Genomic DNA, 21,612 nt, shown 5'->3' on the forward strand with positions numbered 1-21,612 from the left:
CTCTCGAACATCACGAGATCCCCAGTTCGCTGTCGATGAGAGCGAAGACCTCGTCATCGGTGGCGGACTCGATGTCGTCGGTGGTCGGCGCTTCGGACGCGCCGAGCCTGGTCAGCACTTCGCGCAGGCGCAGCGTGAGCCGCGTCCGCGATTGCTCGTCGATGTCCACGAGGGACTCTTCGAGCCGGTCGAGCCCGGCGAAGGCGGCGAGCACGCCGTTGGCCTCCGCGCCCTCGCCGGTCAGTTCGGCGGCCAGGTGGGCGGCCAGCGCCCGCGCCGTCGGGTGGTCGAACACCAGCGTCGCGGGCAGCCGCAGGCCGGTGGCCGCGTTGACCCGGTTGCGCAGCTCGACCGCGGTCAGCGAGTCGAAACCGAGTTCGTTGAACGGCCGGTCCGCGGGCACCTCGCCCGCGTCCGGGTAGGCCAGCACGCCGGCGACCTGGGCGCGCACCAGGTCCAGCAGGACCGCGGTGGCGGCCTCGACGTCCTTGCCCGCCAACGACTTCTTCAGCGCGTCCACCGCGCCCGCGTCGGCTTCGGCGGCCCGGCGGGTGGGCACCCGCACCAGGCCGCGCAGCAGCGGCGGCAGCACGCCCGCCACGGCCCGTTCGCGCAGCACCCGGTGGTCGAGCTTGATCGGCGCGAGCGCGCCGGACGCGCCGAGCGCGGCGTCGAGCAGGGCCAGGCCCTCGTCGTGGGTCAGGGCGTCGATGCCCGACCGGGCCATGCGCCGCCGGTCGGCCTCGCTCATCCGGTCGGCCATGCCGGCCTGCTCCCAGCGGCCCCACGCGAGCGAGACCGCCGGTTTGCCGGTGGCGCGGCGGTGCTCGGCGAGGGCGTCGAGGTAGGCGTTGGCGGCGGCGTAGTTCGCCTGGCCGGGGCCGCCGAGCACGCCCGCGGCCGAGGAGAACAGGACGAACGTGTCGACGTCGGCCAGTTCGTGCAGGTTGGCCGCGCCGTCCACCTTGGGCCGCAGGACGGTGTCCAGCCGGTCGGGGGTGAGCGAGCCGATCACGCCGTCGTCCAGCACGCCGGCCGCGTGCACGACGGCGCGCACGGGGTGGTCGGCGAGCAGCTTGGCCAGGGCGTCCCGGTCGGCCACGTCGCAGGCGGCGACGGTCACGTCCGCGCCCAGCGCGGTCAGCTCGTCGCGCAGCTCGGGCCGGGGGTCGCGGCTGGTCAGGACCAGTTCGCGGACGCCGTGGCGGGTGACCAGGTGCCGGGCGACGACCCGGCCGAGCGCGCCGGACGCGCCCGTGACCAGGACGGGTCCCGCCAGCGGCGCCGGCGCGGCCGGGGCCTTGACCAGGCGCGGGACCAGGACTTGGCCGCCGCGCACCGCGAGCTGCGGCTCGTCGGCGCCCAGCGCGGCGGCCAGCGCGGTGGTGTCGTCGGCGTCGACCAGGACGAACCGGTCCCCGTTCTCCGACTGCGCGGACCGGATGAGGCCCCACACGGCGGCCTGGGCCGGGTCCACGTCGGCGTCCGGGCCGGTGGCGACCGCGCCGCTGGTGACGACGGCGAGCCGGGAGCCGGCGAACGCCTCTTCGGCCAGCCACTCCTGCGCCAGGGCCAGCGCCCGGTGGGTCGCCGCCCGCACGGCCGCCGCGTCGCCGTCGGTCCGGGTCCAGCGCACGGCCACCACGTCGGGCGCCGGCGCGCCGGCCGCGACCTCCGCCGCGAGGGCCGCCAGGTCGGCGACCGTCCCGCCCGCGCCCACCAGGGTGAAGTCGCGGGTGGTCGTCGGGCCGGTCAGCGGGGTCCAGTCGAGGCGGAGCAGGTCGTTGCGGTCGGTGCGCAACTGGTCCGGGGACACCGGGCGGACCGCGAGGGCCTCGACGGTGGCCACGGGCGCGCCGGTGCCGTCCGCCACGGTGATCGCCACCGCGCCGTCACCCGGCACGATGCGCGCCCGCAGCGTGGCCGCGCCGACCGCGTGCACCGCGAAGCCCCGCCAGGAGAACGGCAACACCAGGTCGCCGTCCCCGGTCACGGCCAGGGCGTGCAGGACGCCGTCCAGCAGCGCCGGGTGCAGCCCGAACCGCCCCGCGTCCTCGGCCGGCACGCTCACCTCGGCGAACACCTCGTCCCCGCGCCGCCACGCCGCCGTGAGCCCCTGGAACACCGGGCCGTAGCGGAGTCCGCGCGCGAACAGGTCGTCGTAGGCGCTGGACACGTCGAGTTCGTCGGCGCCCGCCGGCGGCCATTCCCGCAGGTCGGCGCCGGGTCCGAGGTCGGCGGCCAGGTGGCCGGCGGCGTGGGCGGTCCAGGCGTCGTCGTCCTCGGCGCGCGAGTGGATCTCGACCGAGCCCTCCGCCCCGACGGTCACCCGGACCCGGACGCCGCCCTTGTCCGGCAGCACCAGCGGGGCCTCCAGGGTCAGCTCGCCGACCCGGCCGCGCCCGACCTCCCGGCCGGCGTGCGCCGCCATCTCCACCAGCGCCGCCCCGGGCAGCAGCACGACGTCACCGACGGCGTGGTCGGCCAGCCACGGGTGGGTGACCAGCGACAGCCGCCCGGTGAACACCGCGCCCCCGTCGGGCAGCTCGACCGCCGCGCCCAACAACGGGTGGTCGGCCGGGTTGAGCCCCAGCCCGCCGGCGTCCCCGGTCCCGACCCCCGGCCGCGGCCAGAACCGCTGACGCCGGAACGCGTAGGTCGGCAGCTCCACGGTCCGCCCGGGCACCACACCGGCCCAGTCGATCGCGACACCGCTCACCGCGAGCCGGGCGAACGCGGTCGCGACGGTCGCGGACTCGTCGTGCCCCTTGCGGCACACCGAGATCCACTCGCCCTCGGCAACTCCTTGCCCCAACGCGGTGAGCACCGCGTCCGGCCCCAGCTCCAGGAACGTCGTCACCCCGCCGTCGGCCAACTCGCGCACCGCGTCGGCGAACCGGACAGCCTCCCGAACCTGCCGCACCCAGTACTCGGCCCCGAACTCCCCAGCACCCTCGCCGCCCGAGCCCGTCGGTCCCCCATGCGACGATGGAGACGGGGGCCGGAGGCCGGCCGTGGACACCAACGGAATCTCCGGCGCGCGGTAGGCGATCGTCTCGGCCACCGCCCGGAAGTCCGCCAGCATCGGCTCCATCAGCGGCGAGTGGAACGCGTGCGACACGGTCAGCCGTTGCGTCTTGTGCCCGCGCGCCGCCAACTCCTCCGCCACCGCAAGGGTCGCGGCCTCCACCCCGGACAGCACCACGGAGTCCGGGCTGTTGACGGCGGCGATGGCGACACCCTCGACGAGCAGCGGCAGCACCTCGGACTCGGGCGCGCGCACGGACACCATCGCGCCACCGGTCGGCAGGGCCTGCATCAGCCGCGCGCGGGCGGCGACCAGCCGGGCCGCGTCGGCCAGCGAGAACACCCCGGCCACGTGCGCGGCGGCCAACTCGCCGATCGAGTGCCCGGCCACGAAGTCCGGCCGAACGCCCCACGACGTGACCAGCCGGAACAACGCCACCTCGAACGCGAACAGCGCCGGCTGCGTGTACCCGGTCCGGTGCAGCTCGTCGCTGTCGATGACCTCGCGCAACGGCCGGTCCAGGTGCCGGTCCAGCTCCGAACACACCGCGTCGAACGCCTCGGCGAACACCGGGAACGACCGCAGCTCACGCCCCATGCCGAGCCGCTGCGCGCCCTGGCCGGTGAACAGCACCGCGAGCCGCCCGGCGCGGACAGCCCCGGTCACGACCTCGTCCCCGAGCACGACCGCGCGGTGCTCGAACGCGGCCCGCCCGGTGGCGAGGGTGTAGCCGACGTCCACGGGCCGCTCGGGGTGCGCCGCCACGTGCGCCCGCAAGGCGGCGACCTGGTCGCGCAGGGCGTCCTCGGTGCGCGCGGACACCAGCCACGGCGTGAACCCGGGCTGCGCCGGCTCCTCGACCGGCACCGCTTCCGCCTGCTCCAGCACGACGTGCGCGTTGGTGCCGCTGATCCCGAACGACGACACCGCGCCGCGCAACGGGCGGGATGCGGTCAGCGGCTCCGCCGAGGTGGCCAGCCGCACCGCCCCGGCCGTCCAGTCCACGTGCGGCGACGGCTCGTCCACGTGCAGCGTGCGCGGCAGCAGGCCGTGGCGCAGCGACAGCACCACCTTCATCAGCCCGGCGACGCCCGCCGCGCCCTGGGTGTGCCCCAGGTTGGACTTGATCGAGCCCAGCAGCAGCGGTTCGGCGCGGTCCTGGCCGTAGGTCGCGAGCAGGGCCTGCGCCTCGATCGGGTCGCCCAGCGTGGTGCCGGTGCCGTGCGCCTCCACGACGTCCACTTCGGACGGCTGCACGCCCGCGTCGGCCAGCGCCGCGCGGATGACCCGTTGCTGTGACGGCCCGTTGGGCGCGGTCAGGCCGTTGGACGCGCCGTCCTGGTTGACCGCCGAACCCCGGATCACGGCCAGCACCCGGTGCCCGTTGCGCCGCGCGTCGGACAGCCGTTCCAGCACCAGTTGGCCCGCGCCCTCCGACAGCGAGGTCCCGTCGGCCGCGCCCGCGAACGACTTGCACCGGCCGTCGGCGGCGAGGTTGCGCTGCCGCGAGAACTCCTGGAACGTGCCCGGCAGCGACATCACCGACACGCCGCCCGCCAGCGCCAGCGAGCACTCACCGTTGCGCAGCGCCGACACCGCCAGGTGCACCGCGACCAGCGACGACGAGCACGCGGTGTCCACGGTCATCGCGGGGCCTTCGAGCCCGAGCGTGTAGGACACGCGGCCGGACACGACACCGCCGGAGTTGCCCGTGGACAGGAACCCGTCGACCGACTCCGCCGACCCGCTCACCACGATGCCGTAGTCGTTGTACATCACGCCCGCGTAGACGCCGGTCCGGCTGCCGCGCAACGTGGTCGGGTCGATCCCGGCCCGTTCCAACGCCTCCCAGGACGTCTCCAGCAGCAGGCGTTGCTGCGGGTCCATCGCCAGCGCCTCGCGCGGGGAGATGCCGAAGAAGCCGGGGTCGAAGTCGGCGGCGTCGTGCAGGAAGCCGCCGCGGTCGGTGGTGACCGTGCCCGGGTGGTCGGGGTCGGGGTGGAACAGGGCGTCGAGGTCCCAGCCGCGGTCGGTGGGGAACCCGCCGATGGCGTCGCCGCCGTCGAGCAGCAGCCGCCACAGGTCCTCGGGGGTGCGCACGCCGCCGGGGAACCGGCAGGCCATGCCGACGATCGCGATGGGCTCGTGGTCGTGGCGGACGGCCTCGACGACCGCGGTGGTGGTGGACCCGGCGAGCTGGTCGAGCAGGTGGGCGGCCAGCGCGTCCGGGGTCGGGTAGTCGAACACCAGGGTCGCGGGCAGCCGCAGGCCGGTTGCGACGCTGAGCTGGTTGCGCAGGTCCAGGGCGGTCAGCGAGTCGAACCCGAGGTCCTTGAACGTGCGGCCGGCGGGCAGCTGCTCGGCGCGGGCGTAGCCCAGGACGGCGGCCACGCGGGTCAGCACGACCTCCAGCACGACCTCGGCGCGGCGGTCCGCCGGCACCTCGGCCAGGCGCCCCGACAGCGACGACCCGCTCGCCGCCCGGCGGGCCGGGGCCTTGACCAGGCCGCGCAGCAGCTCGGGGACGTCGCCGCGCGCGGTCAGGTCCAGCGGGACCGGCACGAGCAGGGTGTCACCGGCCTTGACGGCGGCGTCGAACAGGGCGAGACCGTCCTCTGTGGACAGCTCGCTCATGCCGGTGCGGGCCATGCGGTTCAGCTCGGCCGACCCGACCTCGGCGGTCATCTCGCTGCGCTGGGCCCACAGCCCCCAGGCCAGGGACTGGGCGGGCTTGCCCGCGGCGCGGCGGCGGTGGGCGAGGGCGTCCAGGGCGGCGTTGGCGGCGGCGTACCCGCCCTGGCCGGGGCTGCCGAACGTGCCCGCCGCCGACGAGAACAGGACGAACGCGGTCAGGTCGCCGGTCAGCTCGTCCAGGTTGCGGGCGGCGTCGAGCTTGGGCCGCAGCACGGTGGCGAGCTGGTCGGGGCGCACGGAGGCCACCGTGCCGTCGTCCATCACGCCGGCCGTGTGGACGACGGCGGTGACGGTGTGCTCGGCGAGGAGCTTCGCGGTGGCGTCCCGGTCGGCGACGTCGCGGGCGACGACGTGCGCGGTCGCGCCCAGGTCGGCCAGTTCGGCTTGGAGTTCGCGCGCCCCTTGGGCTTCCAGGCCGCGGCGGCTGGTCAGGACCAGGTTTCGGACGCCGTGGGCGGTGACCAGGTGGCGGGCGACGTGCGCGCCGAGCGTGCCGGTGCCGCCGGTGACCAGGACGGTGCTGTCCGGGGTGAACGGCGACTCGCCGGTCGGGTCGGGAACGCGGGCCAGGCGGGGCGCGCGGACCTCGCCGTCGTGGATCGCGAGGACCGGTTCGCCGGTGGCGAGGGCGGCGGCGATCTCGTCGGGCGTGGCGTCCTCGGCCTCCAGCAGGACGAACCGGCCCGGGTTCTCCGCCTGGGCGGAGCGGACCAGGCCGCGCACGGCCGCGCCGGCGAGGTCGCCGGGGTGGGTGACGACGACCAGGGTGGCGTCGGTCGGGTCGGCGAGCCGGGCCTGGAGCGCGGCCAGGGCCTCGGTGGTGGCGGCCAGGACGTCGTCGGTGGGGGTGACGTGGAGGAGGTCGGGGTGGCCTCCGGCCCCCGTCTCCATGGTCGCACGGGGGGACGACAGTTTCAGCGGGGTCCAGTCGAGGGTGAACAGGTCCTCGACGTAGCCGGTGCGGCCCTTGAGGGCGTCCAGGGCCACCGGGCGGACGGTGAGGGCGTCGATCGTGGCGACCGGTGCGCCCGCCGCGTCGGCGATGGTCAGGGACGCCGTGTCCGGGCCGGTCCTGGTGAAGCGGACGCGCAGGGCGGTGGCGGCTTCGGCGTGCAGGGTGACGCCGCTCCACGAGAACGGGAGGTGCGGTCGGCCGTCGCCGATGTCCGCCGCCAGGGCGTGCAGGGCCCCGTCCAGCAGGGCCGGGTGGAGGCCGAAGGTGTCCGGCTCGCCCTGGAGGGCGACCTCGGCGAAGGTCTCGTCGCCGCGCCGCCACGCCGCTCGCAGGCCCTGGAAGGCCGGGCCGTAGTTCAGGCCCAGGGCGGCCAGGCGGTCGTAGAGGTCGGTGGTGTCGAGAGGGGTGGCGTCGGTCGGCGGCCACTCGGTCAGGTGATCCGCGCGGGGGGAGCCCTCCGCGAGGACGCCCGTGGCGTGGCGGGTCCACAGGCCGGCGGCCTGGTCGGCGTCGGTCTGCGCGTAGACGCCCAGCGCGCGGCGGCCGTGGTCGTCGGGCGCGTCCACGGTGATCCGCAGCGTCACACCGCCCTGGACCACCAGCGGCGTGGTGATGGTCAGCTCCTCCACCACCGGGCAGCCGACCTGGTCGCCGGCGCGGACCGCCAGGTCCACCAGGGCGGTGCCGGGCACCAGCACGGTGTCCAGCACGGCGTGGTCGGCCAGCCACGGGTGGGTGTCGAGGTCCACGCGGCCGGTCAGCACGACCAGGTCCCGCTCCGGCACGGTCAACACCGCGCCGAGCAGGGGGTGCGCGACCGACGAGACACCGAGCCCGCCCGCGTCCACTGTGGACTGCTCGACCTGCCAGTACCGCCGCGTCTGGAACGCGTAGGTCGGCACGGTCGCGCGCGGGCCGGCGGTGTGCCGGGACCAGTCGACGGCGACGCCGCGCACGTGGGCCTCGCCCAGCGAGGTCAGGAACCGCTGGAGACCGCCCTCGTCCCGGCGCAGCGAGCCGACCAGGGCGGTCGGGCCGGCGGCGGCGTCGAGGACCTCGCGGACGCCCATGCCCAGCACCGGGTGCGCGCTGATCTCCACGAACACGTCGTGCCCGTCGGCCAGCAGGCGCTCGACGGCGTCCTGGAAGCGGACCGTGCCGCGCAGGTTGGCGTACCAGTAGTCGGCGTCCAGGACGGCGGTGCCGACCTCGCCGGTCAGCGTCGAGTACAGCGGGATGTCGCCGGTGCGCGGCTCGACCCCGGCCAGGACGGTGAGCAGCTCGTCGCGGATCGACTCGACCTGCGCGGAGTGCGAGGCGTAGTCCACGGGGATGATCCGCATCCGGACGCCGTCCGCCGCGCAGTCCGCGAGCAACTCCCGGAGTGCTCCGGGTTCGCCGGAGACGACGGTCGCGGACGGGCCGTTGACGGCGGCGACGGAGATCCGGTCGGCCCAGCGGGCGATGCGGGCCTCGACGTCGGCGCGCGGGGCGGCGACGGACGCCATCCCGCCGCGCCCGGCGAGCCCGGCGGCGATCGCCTTGCTGCGCAACGCGACGACGCGGGCGGCGTCTTCCAGGGACAGCGCGCCGCAGACAGCCGCCGCCGCGATCTCGCCCTGCGAGTGCCCGACGACCGCCGAGGGTTCGACACCGTAGGACCGCCACAACGCGGCCAGCGACACCATCACCGCGAACAGCACCGGCTGCACCACGTCCACCCGCTCCAGGGACGCGGCACCCGGGACGTCACGGACCACGTCGAGCAACGACCAGTCGGTGAACCCGTCGATCGCCTCGGCGCACTCGGCCATGCGCTGCGCGAAAACCGGCGAGGTCTCCAACAGTTCGACGGCCATGCCGACCCACTGCGAACCCTGACCGGGGAACATGAAGACGACCTTGGGGTCCTCCAGGGCCTCGCCGGTGGTGGGGTGCTCCCCCGCCGCGACGGCCTCGACACCGGCCCGCAGGTCGTCGCCACCGCCCACCACGACGGCCCGGTGCTCGAACCGGCTGCGCGCCGCGAGAGCCGCCGCCACACCGTCGGGACCGGCGGGGTCGGCGGGACCGGCGGCGAGGTGGTCGGCGAGCTTGGCCGCTTGCGCACGCAGGGCCTCGGCGGTGCGGGCGGACAACACCCACGGCACCACCTCGGCCGCCCCCGGGAATTGTCGTACCCCGGTGGGAGAATGGAGACGGGGGCCGGAGGCCGGCGCATCCTCAACACCGGCCGGCGCGTCCCCGGCACGGGCCGGCGCGTCCCCGGCACGGGCCGGCGCGTCCCCGGCACCGGCCGGCGCGTCCCCGGCACCGGCCGGAGCGTCCACCGCCTCGGCGGCGGCCGGCGCGGTGTCCTCGGCGGGCGGTTCCTCCAGGATCACGTGGGCGTTGGTGCCGCTCACCCCGAACGACGAGATGCCCGCCCGGCGCGGCTCGTCGCCCGCCGGCCACGGGACCGGGGACGTGAGCAGCGAGACCGCGCCCTCGGTCCAGTCGACCTGGTCGCTCGGCTCGTCCACGTGCAACGTCTTCGGCAGCACCCCGTGCCGCAGCGCGCCGATCATCTTGATCACCGCTGCGGCGCCCGCCGCCGCCTGCGTGTGGCCGATGTTGGACTTGATCGACCCCAGCCACAGCGGCCGTTCGCGGTCCTGGCCGTAGGTCGCCAGCAGGGCCTGCGCCTCGATCGGGTCGCCCAGCGTGGTGCCGGTGCCGTGCGCCTCGACCACGTCCACCTGGTGCGCCGCCAGCCTGGCCTGCGCCAGCGCCGCCCGGATCACCCGTTGCTGCGCCGGACCGCTGGGCGCGGTCAGGCCGTTGGACGCGCCGTCCTGGTTCACCGCCGAGCCGCGCACGACCGCGAGCACCGGGTGGCCGTTGCGGCGCGCGTCGGACAGGCGTTCCACGACCAGCATCCCGACGCCCTCGGCGAAACCGGTGCCGTCGGCCGCCGCCGCGAAGGACTTGCACCGGCCGTCCGCGGACAGCCCGCGCTGCTTGCTGAACTCGACGTACGTGCCGGGCGTCGCCATCACGGTGACGCCGCCGGCCAACGCCAGCGAGCACTCCCCGTTGCGCAGCGACTGCGCGGCCAGGTGCAGCGCGACCAGCGACGACGAGCACGCCGTGTCGATGGTGACCGCCGGTCCCTCCAGGCCCAGCGCGTACGCGACGCGGCCGGACGCGATGGCGCCGGTCGAGTTGTTCTCGGCGTAGTCGTGGTACATCATCCCGGCGAACACGCCGACCGCCGCGCCGCGCAGCGCGACCGGGTCGAGCCCGGTGTTCTCCAGGGCCTCCCACGACGTCTCCAGCAGCAGCCGTTGCTGCGGGTCCATGGTCAGCGCCTCGCGCGGCGAGATGCCGAAGAACTCCGCGTCGAACTCCGCCGCGTCGTGCAGGAACCCGCCCTCGCGCGTGTAGGACTTGCCCGCCGCGCCGGGCGTCGGGTCGTACAGCTCGGCCAGGTTCCAGCCCCGGTCGGTCGGGAACCCGGTGATGCCGTCGCGGCCCTGCGCGACCAGCTCCCACAGGTCGTCGGGCGTCCGCACGCCACCGGGGAACCGGCACGCCATGCCGACGATCGCGACCGGCTCGCGCAACGTCGAGTCGAGCTTGCGGTTCTGCTCGCGCAGCCGCTCGTTCTCCTTGAGCGACGCGCGCAGCGCGGCGACGAGCTTCTCCTCGGCCATTCTCAGCTCCCCGTTTCCGTCGTCACGTCACCGAGGTCGGCGAGCGCCATGTTGATCAGTGCGTCGGCGTCCATGTCGTCGATGGACTCCCCCGGCCCGTCGTCGGGCTCGTCGGCGGCGAGCTTCACGCCGCCCAGTTCCAGCAGGCTGTCCAGCAGTCCCGCGTCGCGCAGCCGGCCCAGCGGGATGCTCGCCAGGACGCGGCGCACCTCGTCCTCGGGCAGTCCCGGGCCGGACTCGCCGAACAGCTTGTCGTGCAGCAGGTCCGCCACGGCCCGGGCGTGCGGCCGGTCGAACGTCAGCGTCGCGGGCAGGCGCAGGCCGGTCGCGGCGGTGAGCTGGTTGCGCAGCTCCAGCGCGGCCAGCGAGTCGAACCCCAGGTCGGTGAACGCGCGTTCGGCGGGGACCGCGTCGGCGGAGTCGTGCCCGAGCACGCCGGCCGTGGTCGTGCGGACCAGCTTGAGCAGCGCGTCCCGCCGGTCCGCCTCGGCCAGCCCGGCGAGCCGCGCCGCGAGGTCGACGTCGTCCCGAGCGGCGACCCGGCGGTTCCGAGTGGCACCGCGCAGCCCCCGGATCAGCGGCCCGTCGATGGTGGCCAGGTCCAACCCGATCGGCACCAGCGCGGCGTCGTCGCAGGTCAAGGCCGCGTCGAACAACCGCAGGCCGTCCTCGACGGACAGCGGCCGAATGCCCACCCGGCTGAGCCGCTGCCTCTCCGCGGCGGTCAGCTCACCGGCCATCCCGCCGTCCCACAACCCCCACGCCAACGACTGCGCCGGCAGCCCCCGGCCGCGCCGATGAGTGGCCAGCGCGTCCAAGTAAGCGTTCGCCGCCGAGTAACTCGCCTGCCCCGCATTGCCGAACGTGCCCGACGCCGACGAGAACACCACGAACGCCGAGAGATCCTCGGTCAGCTCGTGCAACGCCCAGGCCGCGTCCACCTTCGGCCGCAACACGGCGTCGACGCGCTCCGGCGTCAACGACCCGATCAACCCGTCGTCCAGCACACCGGCCACGTGCACCACGGCCGAAACCCGGTGCTCGGCAAGGACCTTGACCAACGCATCCCGATCGGCGACATCACAAGCCACCGACTTCACGCCCAACTCCGCCGCAAGGCCTTCCGCGCCACTACGGCTCATCAACACCAAGTCACGAACACCGTGCTCAGCCACCAGATGCCGGGCGATCACCCCACCCAAGGCACCCGAAGCACCGGTCAACAACACCGCACCTTCACCGAAGTTCACTGAACCTTCAGTCACTTGAACCCGAGCCAGCCGGCCCACGTGCGCGACACCGTCCCGCACCACCACCTGCGGCTCGTCCGGCACCACCAGCACGTCACCGTCCACCAGGACGATCCGACCGGGGGCCTCGGCCTGCGCGGAGCGCACCATGCCCCACACCGCCGCACCGGCCAGGTCCACGTCCTCGCCCGGCAACGCCACCGCGCCCTCGGTCTGCACGACCAACATCCCCGACTCGCTCGCCAGGAACTGCTGCAACACACCCAAGGTCTCGTGCAGCACCGCCCGAACCTCGCCGCCACGAGCAACCCGGTGCACCGGGGCGTCCGTGGCGACACCGGCGGCCGGCGTCCACTCCAAGCGGTAGAGCGAGTCGTGGTGGGAGCGTGCGACGAGCTGGTTGGCGGCCACCGGTCGGGTGGTCAGGGACTCGACGGTCAGCACCGGGCGGCCGGCCGGGTCGATCGCGGCCAACGCGATCCGGTCGTCGCCGGTCGGCGTCAGCCGCACCCGCAGCACGGACGCGGCGGACGCGTGCAGCCGCACCCCGGACCACGCGAACGGCAGCCGCGTCGGGCCGTCGGCCGGGATCGCCGGGTGCAGGGCCGCGTCCAGCAGCGCCGGGTGCACCTCGAACCCCTCGACGTCGTCCACCGCCACCTCGGCGAACACCTCGGCACCGCGCCGGAACGCCGACCGGACGCCCCGGAACACCGGCCCGTAGCCGTAACCCCGGTCGGCCAGCGCCGCGTAGTCCACCTCCAGCGGGGTGGCGTCGGCGGGCGGCCACTCGAACGTCTCCCCGGCGCCCGCGGCCTCGGCCGTGACCACGCCGTCGGCGTGCAGGACCCAGTCCTGGTCGGCCTTCGAGTAGACCCGGACCGTGCGGCCGCTCTCCGCGCCGCCGACCACGACCTGGACCGCGACACCGCCGGTCGGCGGCAGCACCAGGGGCGCGTGCAGGGTCAGCTCCTCCAGCACCTCGCAGCCCACCGACGCGCCCGCGCTCAACGCCAGGTCTACCAGGGCGGTGCCGGGCACCAGCACGGTCCCGAACACGTCGTGGTCGCCCAGCCACGGGTGCGCGTCCAGCGACAACCGACCCGTGAAGACCAGCCCGTCCGAGTCCGGCAGCGCGACGACCGCGCTCAGCAGCGGGTGGTCCACGCCGCTCTGCCCGATGCCGCTCGGGTCGGCCACGCCGGTGCTCTCCAGCCAGAACCGCTTGCGCTGGAACGGGTAGGTGGGCAGCTCGATGCGCGTGCCGCCGCCGAAGTACGCGTCCCAGTCGACCGGGACGCCCCGGACGTGCAGGCGGCCCAGCGCTTCCACGACCGTGCGGACCTCGTCCCGGTCGCGCCGGGAGGTGGGGACGAACCCGTCCGCCGCCAACGCGGTCAGCACGGCGTCCGGCCCGACCTCCAGGAACGTGGTGGTCCCGCTGTCGCGCAGGCACTGCACCGCGTCGGCGAACCGCACCGCCGCGCGCACCTGCCGCACCCAGTAGTCCGGCTTGGCCAGGTCCACCACCCAACCATCCACAGTGGACACGACCGGGATCTTCGGCTCCGCGTAGGCGATCGTCTCGGCGACCGCGCGGAACTCCTCCAGCATCGGCTCCATCAGCGGCGAGTGGAAGGCGTGCGACACGGTCAACCGCTTGGTCCGACGGCCGTCGAGCCGCGCCACGACCCGCGCCACCGCGTCCTCCGCGCCCGACACGACCACGGCCGTCGGCCCGTTGACCGCGGCGATCGCCACGTCGTCGGCCAGCAGCGGCACGACCTCGGTCTCCGTCGCCTCGACCGCGACCATCGCGCCGCCGGCGGGCAGCGCCTGCATCAGCCGGCCGCGGGCGGCCACCAGGCGGGCGGCGTCGGCCAGCGAGAACACCCCGGCCACGTGCGCGGCGGCCAACTCGCCGATGGAGTGCCCGGCCAGGTAGTCCGGGGTGACGCCCCACGACGTGACCAGCCGGAACAACGCCACCTCGAACGCGAACAGCGCCGGCTGCGTGTACCCGGTCCGGTGCAGCTCTTCGGTGTCGATGACCTCGCGCAACGGCCGGTCCAGGTGCCGGTCCAGCTCCGAACACACCGCGTCGAACGCCTCGGCGAACACCGGGAACGACCGCAGCTCACGCCCCATGCCGAGCCGCTGCGCGCCCTGGCCGGAGAACAGCACGGCCAGCCGGCCCGGCACGGCGGACTCACCGGTCACGCCGTCCAGCGCGGCGAGCAGGTCGTCCCGGCCGGTCGCGACCACGACCGCCGACCGCTCCAGGCGGGTCCGGCCGGCCAGCGACCGGGCCACGTCCTCGACCCGCACGTCCCGGCCCGCGACGAAGTCCTGGAGCCGCGCCGCGACGGCTTCGAGTGCCTCGTCGGTCTTCGCGGACAGCAGCACGGGCGTGGCCGGCAGGTCCGGGGCGGGCGTCGGCGCGTCGGCGTCCGCCTCCTCGATGACGACGTGCGCGTTGGTGCCGGAGATGCCGAACGACGACACCGCCGCCCGGCGCGGGTGCCCGTTGCGCGCCCAGGCCACCGGCTCGGTGAGCAGCGACACCGCGCCCTCCGCCCAGTCCACCTCCGGCGACGGCTCGTCCACGTGCAGGGTCCGCGGCAGCACGTCGTGGCGCATGGCCAGGACCACTTTCATCACGCCCGCGACGCCGGCGGCGGCCTGCGTGTGGCCGATGTTCGACTTGACCGAGCCCAGCCACACCGGCGCTTCGCGGTCGCGGCCGTAGGTGGCGAGGATCGCCTGCGCCTCGATCGGGTCGCCCAGTGTGGTGCCGGTGCCGTGCGCCTCCACAACGTCCACATCGGACGGTCGCAGGCCCGCGTCGGCCAGGGCGGCGCGGATCACCCGTTGCTGCGCCGGCCCGTTGGGGGCGGTCAGCCCGTTGGACGCGCCGTCCTGGTTCACCGCCGAACCCCGCACGACGGCCAGCACGCGGTGGCCGTTGCGGCGCGCGTCGGACAGCCGTTCCACGACCAGGACGCCGACGCCCTCGGAGAAGCCGACGCCGTCGGCCGCGCCCGCGAACGAGCGGCACCGGCCGTCCGGCGAGAGCCCGAGCTGGCGGCTGAAGCCCACGTAGGTCTCGGGCGTGGCCATCACCGACACGCCCCCCGCCAACGCCAGCGAGCACTCGCCGTTGCGCAGCGCCTGGGCCGCGAGGTGCAGGGCGACCAGCGACGACGAGCACGCCGTGTCGACGGTCAGGGTCGGGCCCTCCAGCCCGAACGTGTAGGCCACGCGGCCGGAGGCGACCGCGCCCGTGCTCGCGTTGCCCTCGTAGTCGTGGTACATCATGCCCGCGAACACGCCCGTGTCGCTGCCGCGCAGCGTCGCCGGGTCGATGCCCGCGTGCTCGAACGCCTCCCAGGACGTCTCCAGCAGCAGCCGTTGCTGCGGGTCCATGGTCAACGCCTCGCGCGGCGAGATGCCGAAGAACTCCGCGTCGAACTCCGCCGCGTCGTGCAGGAACCCGCCCTCGCGCGTGTAGGACTTGCCCGGCACACCGCGGGTCGGGTCGTACAGCTCGGCCAGGTTCCAGCCCCGGTCGGTCGGGAACCCGGTGATGGCGTCGCGGCCCTGCGCGACCAGGTCCCACAGGTCGTCGGGGGTGCGGACGTCGCCGGGGAACCGGCACGCCATGCCGACGATGGCGATCGGCTCGTCGTTGCGGGCCTTGGCGGTCACCGTCTCGGTGGTCGTGGTCCCGGCGATCCGCGCGGCCAGGAAGTCCGCGACGGCATGGGTGTTGGGGTGGTCGAAGGTGAGGGTGGCGGGCAGGCGCAGGCCGGTCGCGGCGGCCAGCCGGTTGCGCAGTTCGAGCGCGGCGACGGAGTCGAAGCCCAGTTCGGTGAACGCGCGGCCCGGGTCCACGGCCTCGACGCCCTGGTGGCCCAGGACCGCCGCCACGTCGGTGCGCACCAGGTCCACGAGCTGGTCCCGGCGGTCCTTCGCGGACAGCCCGGCCAGGCCGAGGTCCTTGCCGGCGGCGGCGCGGCGGGTCCTCGGGCGGGCCAGGCCGCGGTAGACCGGGCCGTCGACCGCTGCCAGGTCCAGGCCGATCGGGACCAGGGTGGCGTCGTCGCAGGTCAGGGCGGCGTCGAACAGCCGGAGACCGTCCTGGGTGGTCAGCGGCCGGATGCCGGCGCGGCTCAGGTGCTGCTTCTCGGCGGCGGTCAGCTCACCGGCCATGCCGCCGTCCCACAGGCCCCACGCGAGCGACTGCGCCGGCAGCCCGTGCGCCCGCCGGTGGGTGGCCAGCGCGTCCAGGTAGGCGTTGGCGGCCGAGTAACTCGCCTGCCCGGCGTTGCCGAACGTGCCCGACGCCGACGAGAACACCACGAACGCCGACAAGTCCTCGGTCAACTCGTGCAGCAGCCGGGCCGCGTCCACCTTGGGCCGGAGGACGCCGTCGAGGCGCTCGGGCGTCAACGACCCGATCAAGCCGTCGTCCAGCACACCGGCGGCGTGCACGACAGCCGAGACGCGGTGCTCGGCCAGGAGCTTCGCCAGGGCTTCGCGGTCGGCGACGTCGCAGGCCACGGACTTCGCGCCGAGTTCGGCGGCGAGGTCGTCCGCGCCACTACGGCTGACCAGCACCAGGTCGCGGACGCCGCGCTCCTTCCTGAGGTGCCGGGCGATCACGCCGCCCAGCGCACCCGAGGCGCCGGTCAGCAGCACCGCGCCATCCCCGAAGTCCACGGGGGCGTCGGTCACCGGCACCCGGGCCAGCCGGCCCACGTGCGCGACACCGTTCCGCACGACGACCTGCGGCTCGTCCGGCACGAGCAGGACTTCGCCGTCCACCAGGACGATCCGGCCCGGGGCCTCGGCCTGCGCGGAGCGGACCATGCCCCACACCGCCGCGCCCGCCGGGTCCACGTCCTCGCCCGGCAGGGCCACCGCCCCCTCGGTCCGGACGACCAGCACGGGCGCTTGGCCCGCCAGGAAGTCCTGGAGCACCTCCAGCGTCTCGTGCAGCACGGCGTGGACCTCGCCGCCCGCCGGCACCCGGTGGACCGGGACGTCGGCGGGGGTGCCGGCGGCGGGCGTCCACTCCAGGCGGTAGAGGGAGTCGTGGTGGGTCGGGCGGAGGTCGAGGGCGGCCAGCGGGCGGGTTTCGAGGCTGCCGACCGAGATGACGGGCGTGCCGGCGGTGTCGGTGGCGGTGATCGTCCAGCCGGACGCGGTGGGGGTGATGCGGACGCGCAGGGTGGTGGCGCCGGTGGCGTGCAGGGCGACGTCGCGCCAGGAGAACGGGACGGCCGGCCTCCGGCCCCCGTCTCCATCGTCCCACGGGGTACCGACAGCCTCGGCCAGGAGCGGGGCGTGGAGGGTGGCGTCGAGGAGGGCCGGGTGCAGGGCGAAGCGGTCGTCCGCCTCGGGCAGGGCGACCTCGGCGAAGAAGTCCGAGCCGCGTCGCCACACGGCCGTGACACCCTGGAACAGCGGGCCGTAGTCGAAGCCGAGGGCGGTCAGGCGGGTGTAGTCCACGGCCACCGGCTCGGCGGCGGCGGGCGGCCAGTCGACGGGGTCGGGGGTGGCGGCGGTCGGGGACACCGTGCCCAGGGCGTGGGTGGTCCACGTGTCGGACCGCTCGGCGCGGGAGTGCACCTCGACCGCGCGGCGGCCCGCCTCGTCGGGTTCGCCGACGCGGACGCGGAGCTGGACGGCCCCGCCCTCGGGCAGCGCCAACGGGGACAGCATGGTCAGCTCGTCCACCGCAGCGCAGCCGACCGCGTCCGCCGCGTGCACGGCCACCTCGACCAGCGCCGCGCCCGGCACCAGCACCGCACCGGCGACGACGTGGTCCGCCAGCCACGGGTGCGTGCCCGTCGACAGCCGGCCGGAGTACACGACACCGTCGAAGTCCGGCAGCGCGACGGCCGCGCCCAGCAGCGGGTGCTCGGCGTCGGCGAGGCCCAACCGGCCCGCGCCGCCGGCGGTCGCCGTGTTCTCGGCCCAGTACCGCTCGTGCTGGAAGGCGTAGGTCGGCAGGTCCACGCGGGTCGCGCCGGGGAAGAACGCGGACCAGTCCACGGCCACGCCCCGCCCGTGCAGGCGGCCCAGGGCGGTCACCGCGGACACGGCCTCGTCGCGCTCGCGGCGGGTCGTGGCGACGACGTCGTCGGAGTCCACCATCGCGGTGAGCGCCGCGTCAGGACCGACCTCCAGGAATGTGCGCACCCCGTTGTCCCGCAACGTCTCCACGGCTTGGGCGAATCGGACCGCTTCGCGTGCCTGCCGTACCCAGTAGTCGGGGGAGGGTGTGAATACCTCGCCGGTGACGGTCGAGATGAGCGGGGTGGTGGGGGTGTGGTGGGTGATGCTGTCGGCGACTTTTCGCAGCTCGTCGAGCATCGGTTCCATGAGTGGGGAGTGGAAGGCGTGCGAGACGGTGAGCCGTTTGGTCTTGACGCCTTCTGCCGAGAGCTTGTCGGCGGCTTCGAGGACCGCTTCTTGCGCTCCGGACAGGACCAGGGAGGTGGGGCCGTTGATCGCGCCGATGGCGACCTGATCGGACAGCAGTCCGGTGACCTGGTCCTCGGTGGCCTGGACGGCGAGCATCGCGCCGCCGGCGGGCAGGGCTTGCATCAGTCGGCCGCGGGCGGCGACCAGACGGGCGGCGTCGTCCAAGGTGAACACACCGGCCGCATAGGCCGCCGCGAATTCGCCGATCGAATGCCCGGCGAGGAGGTCGGGTTTGACGCCCCAGGACGCGTAGAGGCGGTGGAGGGCGGTTTCGAAGGCGAACAGGGCGGGTTGGGTGTAGCCGGTGTCGTGCAGTTCGTCGGTGTCGAGCACGTCGGCCAGTGGTTTGGGCAGGTGCGGGTCGAGTGCCGCGCAGGCCTCGGCGAAGGCGGACGCGAAGACGGGGAAGGCGTGCAGGTCGCGGCCCATGCCCAGGCGCTGCGAGCCCTGACCCGTGAACAGGAACGCCAGACGACCGGGCGTCACCACGTCGGTGACACCGCCGTCGGCCAGGGCAGCCACCAGCTCCTCACGACTCCGCCCCACGACCACCGCCCGGTGGTCGAACGCGGTCCGCGAAGTGGCCAACGAGAAGCCGACGTCCACAAAGGACTGTTCGACCGAAGTCAGCCGCGCGGCCTGGTCGCGCAAGGCGGAGGGCGTCCGGCCGGAGAACACCCAGGGCACCACGGGCGGCGGGACGGACTCCGCCGGCTCCACGGACTCGACCGACTCCTCCAGCACCACGTGCGCGTTGGTCCCGGAGATCCCGAACGACGACACGGCCGCCCGCCGCGGACGCTCCCCCGCCGGCCACTCCACCGGCGAGGTCAGCAGCTCCACGGACCCGGCCGCCCAGTCCACCTTCGGCGACGGCTCGTCCACGTGCAGCGTCCGCGGCAGCACCCCGTTCCGCATGGCCAGCACCATCTTCACCACGCCCGCCACACCGGCGGCGGCCTGGGTGTGCCCGATGTTGGACTTCACCGACCCCAGCCACAGCGGGCGCTCCGCGGACCGCCCCTGCCCGTAGGTGGCGAGCAGGGCCTGCGCCTCGATCGGGTCGCCCAACGTGGTCCCGGTGCCGTGCGCCTCGACCGCGTCCACGTCGGACGTCGACAAGTCGGCATCGGCCAGCGCCGCCCGGATCACGCGTTGCTGTGACGGGCCGTTGGGCGCGGTCAGGCCGTTGGACGCGCCGTCCTGGTTCACCGCCGAGCCGCGCACCACCGCGAGCACCTCGTGCCCGTTGCGCCGCGCGTCGGACAGGCGTTCCACCACCAGCATCCCGACGCCCTCGGCCCAGCCCACGCCGTCGGCCGCGCCCGCGAAGGACTTGCACCGCCCGTCGGGCGACAACCCGCGCTGGCGGGAGAACTCGACGAACGTCTCGGGCGTGGCCATCACGGTCACGCCGCCCGCCAGCGCCAGCGAGCACTCGCCGGACCGCAGGGCGCGCACGGCCAGGTGCAGCGCCACCAACGAGGACGAGCACGCGGTGTCCACGGTCATCGTCGGCCCTTCCAGGCCGAGCGCGTAGGCGACCCGGCCGGACGCGATGGCGCCGGTCGAGTTGTTGCCCGCGTAGTCGTGGTACATCATCCCGGCGAACACGCCGGTGGCGCTGCCCTTCAACGACGCCGGCAGCAGGCCCGCGCTCTCCAGCGCCTCCCACGAGACCTCCAGCAGCAGCCGTTGCTGCGGGTCCATGGACAGCGCCTCGCGCGGGGAGATCTCGAAGAACTCGGCGTCGAACTCCGCCGCGTCGTGCAGGAACCCGCCCGAGCGGGTGTAGGTCTTGCCGGCCGCGCCGGGCGTGGGGTCGTAGAGCTCGCCGACGTCCCAGCCGCGGTCGGGGGGGAAGCCGGTCACCGCGTCCCGGCCGCCCGCCACGAGGTCCCACAGGTCCTCGGGGGTCCGGACGCCACCCGGGAAGCGGCACGCCATGCCCACGATGGCGATGGGCTCGCGCGCCGCCTCCTCCGCCTCGCGCAGCCTGCGGCGCGCGTCGCGCAGTTCCGAGGTCGTCCGCTTGAGGTAGTCGAGCAGCTTGTCCTCGTTGTTCGACATCGACGTCACTCCACGGGCGGGCCGGTATGCGGGTGGGTTAGAGCGGGACGTTCCCGTGCGCGCCACGGCCGGGTGCGGCGGCGGCGAACAGCGAGACGAGCCGGGAACGGGTGTCCTCGGGCCGGACGACCTCGTCGACCACCCCGAGGTCCAGGGCGCGGCCGAGACCGCCCGCGACCTGCTCGTGCTCCTCGACCAGGCGCGCCAGCAGCGCGGGCCGGGAGTTCTCGTCGGCGGCGGCGATCGCCTTGCGGTGCAGGACGCGGACGGCGGCCTCGGCCCCCATCACGGCGACCTCCGCCTCCGGCCACGCCAGCACCGACGTGGCGCCCAGGGACCGCGAGTTCATCGCGATGTAGGCGCCGCCGTAGGACTTGCGGGTGATGAGCGTGACGCGCGGGACGGTCGCCTCGGCGAAGGCGTACAACAGCTTCGCGCCGCGTCGCACCACCCCGCCCCACTCCTGGCCGACGCCCGGCAGGTAGCCGGGGACGTCGACCACGACCAGCAGCGGGATGCCGAACCCGTCGCACATGCGCACGAACCGGGACGCCTTCTCCGCCGACAGCGAGTCCAGGCACCCGCCCTTGCGCAGCGGGTTGTTGGCCACCACGCCGACCGTGCCGCCGCCGAGCCGGCCGAGGCCGACCACGACGTTGGGCGCCCACTTCGGCTGGATCTCCGCCAGGACGCCGTCGTCCAGGAGGGCGTGCAGCAGCGGGTGGACGTCGTAGGCGCGTCTGGGCGACTCGGGCAGCAGCCCGCGCGGGTCCTCCGCGCCACCGGCCCGCGTCGGGTCGAAGGAGCCCGGCCGGGCCAGCAGCTCGACCAGCTGCCGGGTCCGGCGGTAGGCGTCCTCCTCGGACTCGGCGGGCACGTGGGCGACACCCGACTTGCGGCTGTGCGCCTCGGGTCCGCCCAGGCCCGCCATGTCGATCTCCTCGCCGGTGACGCTGCGGACGACGTCGGGTCCGGTGATGAAGATCCGGCCCTCCGGCGCCTGCACGACCAGGTCGGTCAGCGCCGGGCCGTACGCGGCGCCACCGGCGGCGGCGCCGAGCACCACGGAGATCTGGGGGATCTTGCCCGACGCCCGCACCATCGAGGCGAAGATCGAGCCGATGCCGTGCATGGACTCCACCCCGCCGGCCAGCTTCGCGCCGCCCGAGTGCCACAGCCCCACCACCGGCGCGCCCTCCGCGAGGGCCAGGTCGATGGCGTCCCGGATGCGGTGGCACTCCTCGATGCCCAGCGAACCGCCCTTGACGGTCGCGTCGGTGCAGAACGCGACCACCTCCTGCCCCGCGATCCGGCCGCGCGCCACGGTGGTGGCGACGTGGTCGGGGTCGTGCAGGAGGGTCAGGTCGTCGAGGAGGCGGGGCAGCCGGGCCAGCGGGCTGCGCGGGTCGAGCGCGACGGAGGTCATGG

3 protein-coding genes are annotated in these 21,612 nt (G+C 74.8%); all 3 read right to left on the reverse strand.

Going from position 1 to position 21,612, the window contains the following annotated elements; all coding sequences use genetic code 11:
- Positions 1–10: 10 nt before the first annotated feature.
- Genes AB0A74_RS27930 through AB0A74_RS27940 form a run of 3 tightly spaced genes read right to left on the reverse strand, consistent with a single transcriptional unit; the run spans position 11 to position 21,610 of the window.
- Positions 11–10,372, reverse strand: a complete 10,362-nt coding sequence (locus tag AB0A74_RS27930; RefSeq protein WP_358253950.1) for an SDR family NAD(P)-dependent oxidoreductase — start codon at positions 10,370–10,372, stop codon at positions 11–13.
- 2 nt (positions 10,373–10,374) lie between these two features.
- Positions 10,375–20,184, reverse strand: a complete 9,810-nt coding sequence (locus AB0A74_RS27935) for a type I polyketide synthase (protein ID WP_358253952.1) — start codon at positions 20,182–20,184, stop codon at positions 10,375–10,377.
- Positions 20,185–20,221: 37 nt separating this feature from the next.
- A complete protein-coding gene (locus tag AB0A74_RS27940; protein WP_358253954.1) occupies positions 20,222–21,610 on the reverse strand; it encodes a carboxyl transferase domain-containing protein in 1,389 nt (462 codons plus the stop codon).
- Between the last annotated feature and the right edge of the window lie 2 nt (positions 21,611–21,612).

The organism is Saccharothrix sp. NPDC042600, assembly GCF_040647305.1.
GTDB classification, from domain to species: domain Bacteria; phylum Actinomycetota; class Actinomycetes; order Mycobacteriales; family Pseudonocardiaceae; genus Actinosynnema; species Actinosynnema mutabilis.

Bases quoted from the DNA above. Each gene is read 5' to 3' on its own strand.
- AB0A74_RS27930 (WP_358253950.1), bottom strand. From the start codon at position 10,372: ATGGCCGAGGAGAAGCTCGTCGCCGCGCTGCGCGCGTCGCTCAAGGAG.
- AB0A74_RS27935 (WP_358253952.1), bottom strand. From the start codon at position 20,184: ATGTCGAACAACGAGGACAAGCTGCTCGACTACCTCAAGCGGACGACC.
- AB0A74_RS27940 (WP_358253954.1), bottom strand. From the start codon at position 21,610: ATGACCTCCGTCGCGCTCGACCCGCGCAGCCCGCTGGCCCGGCTGCCC.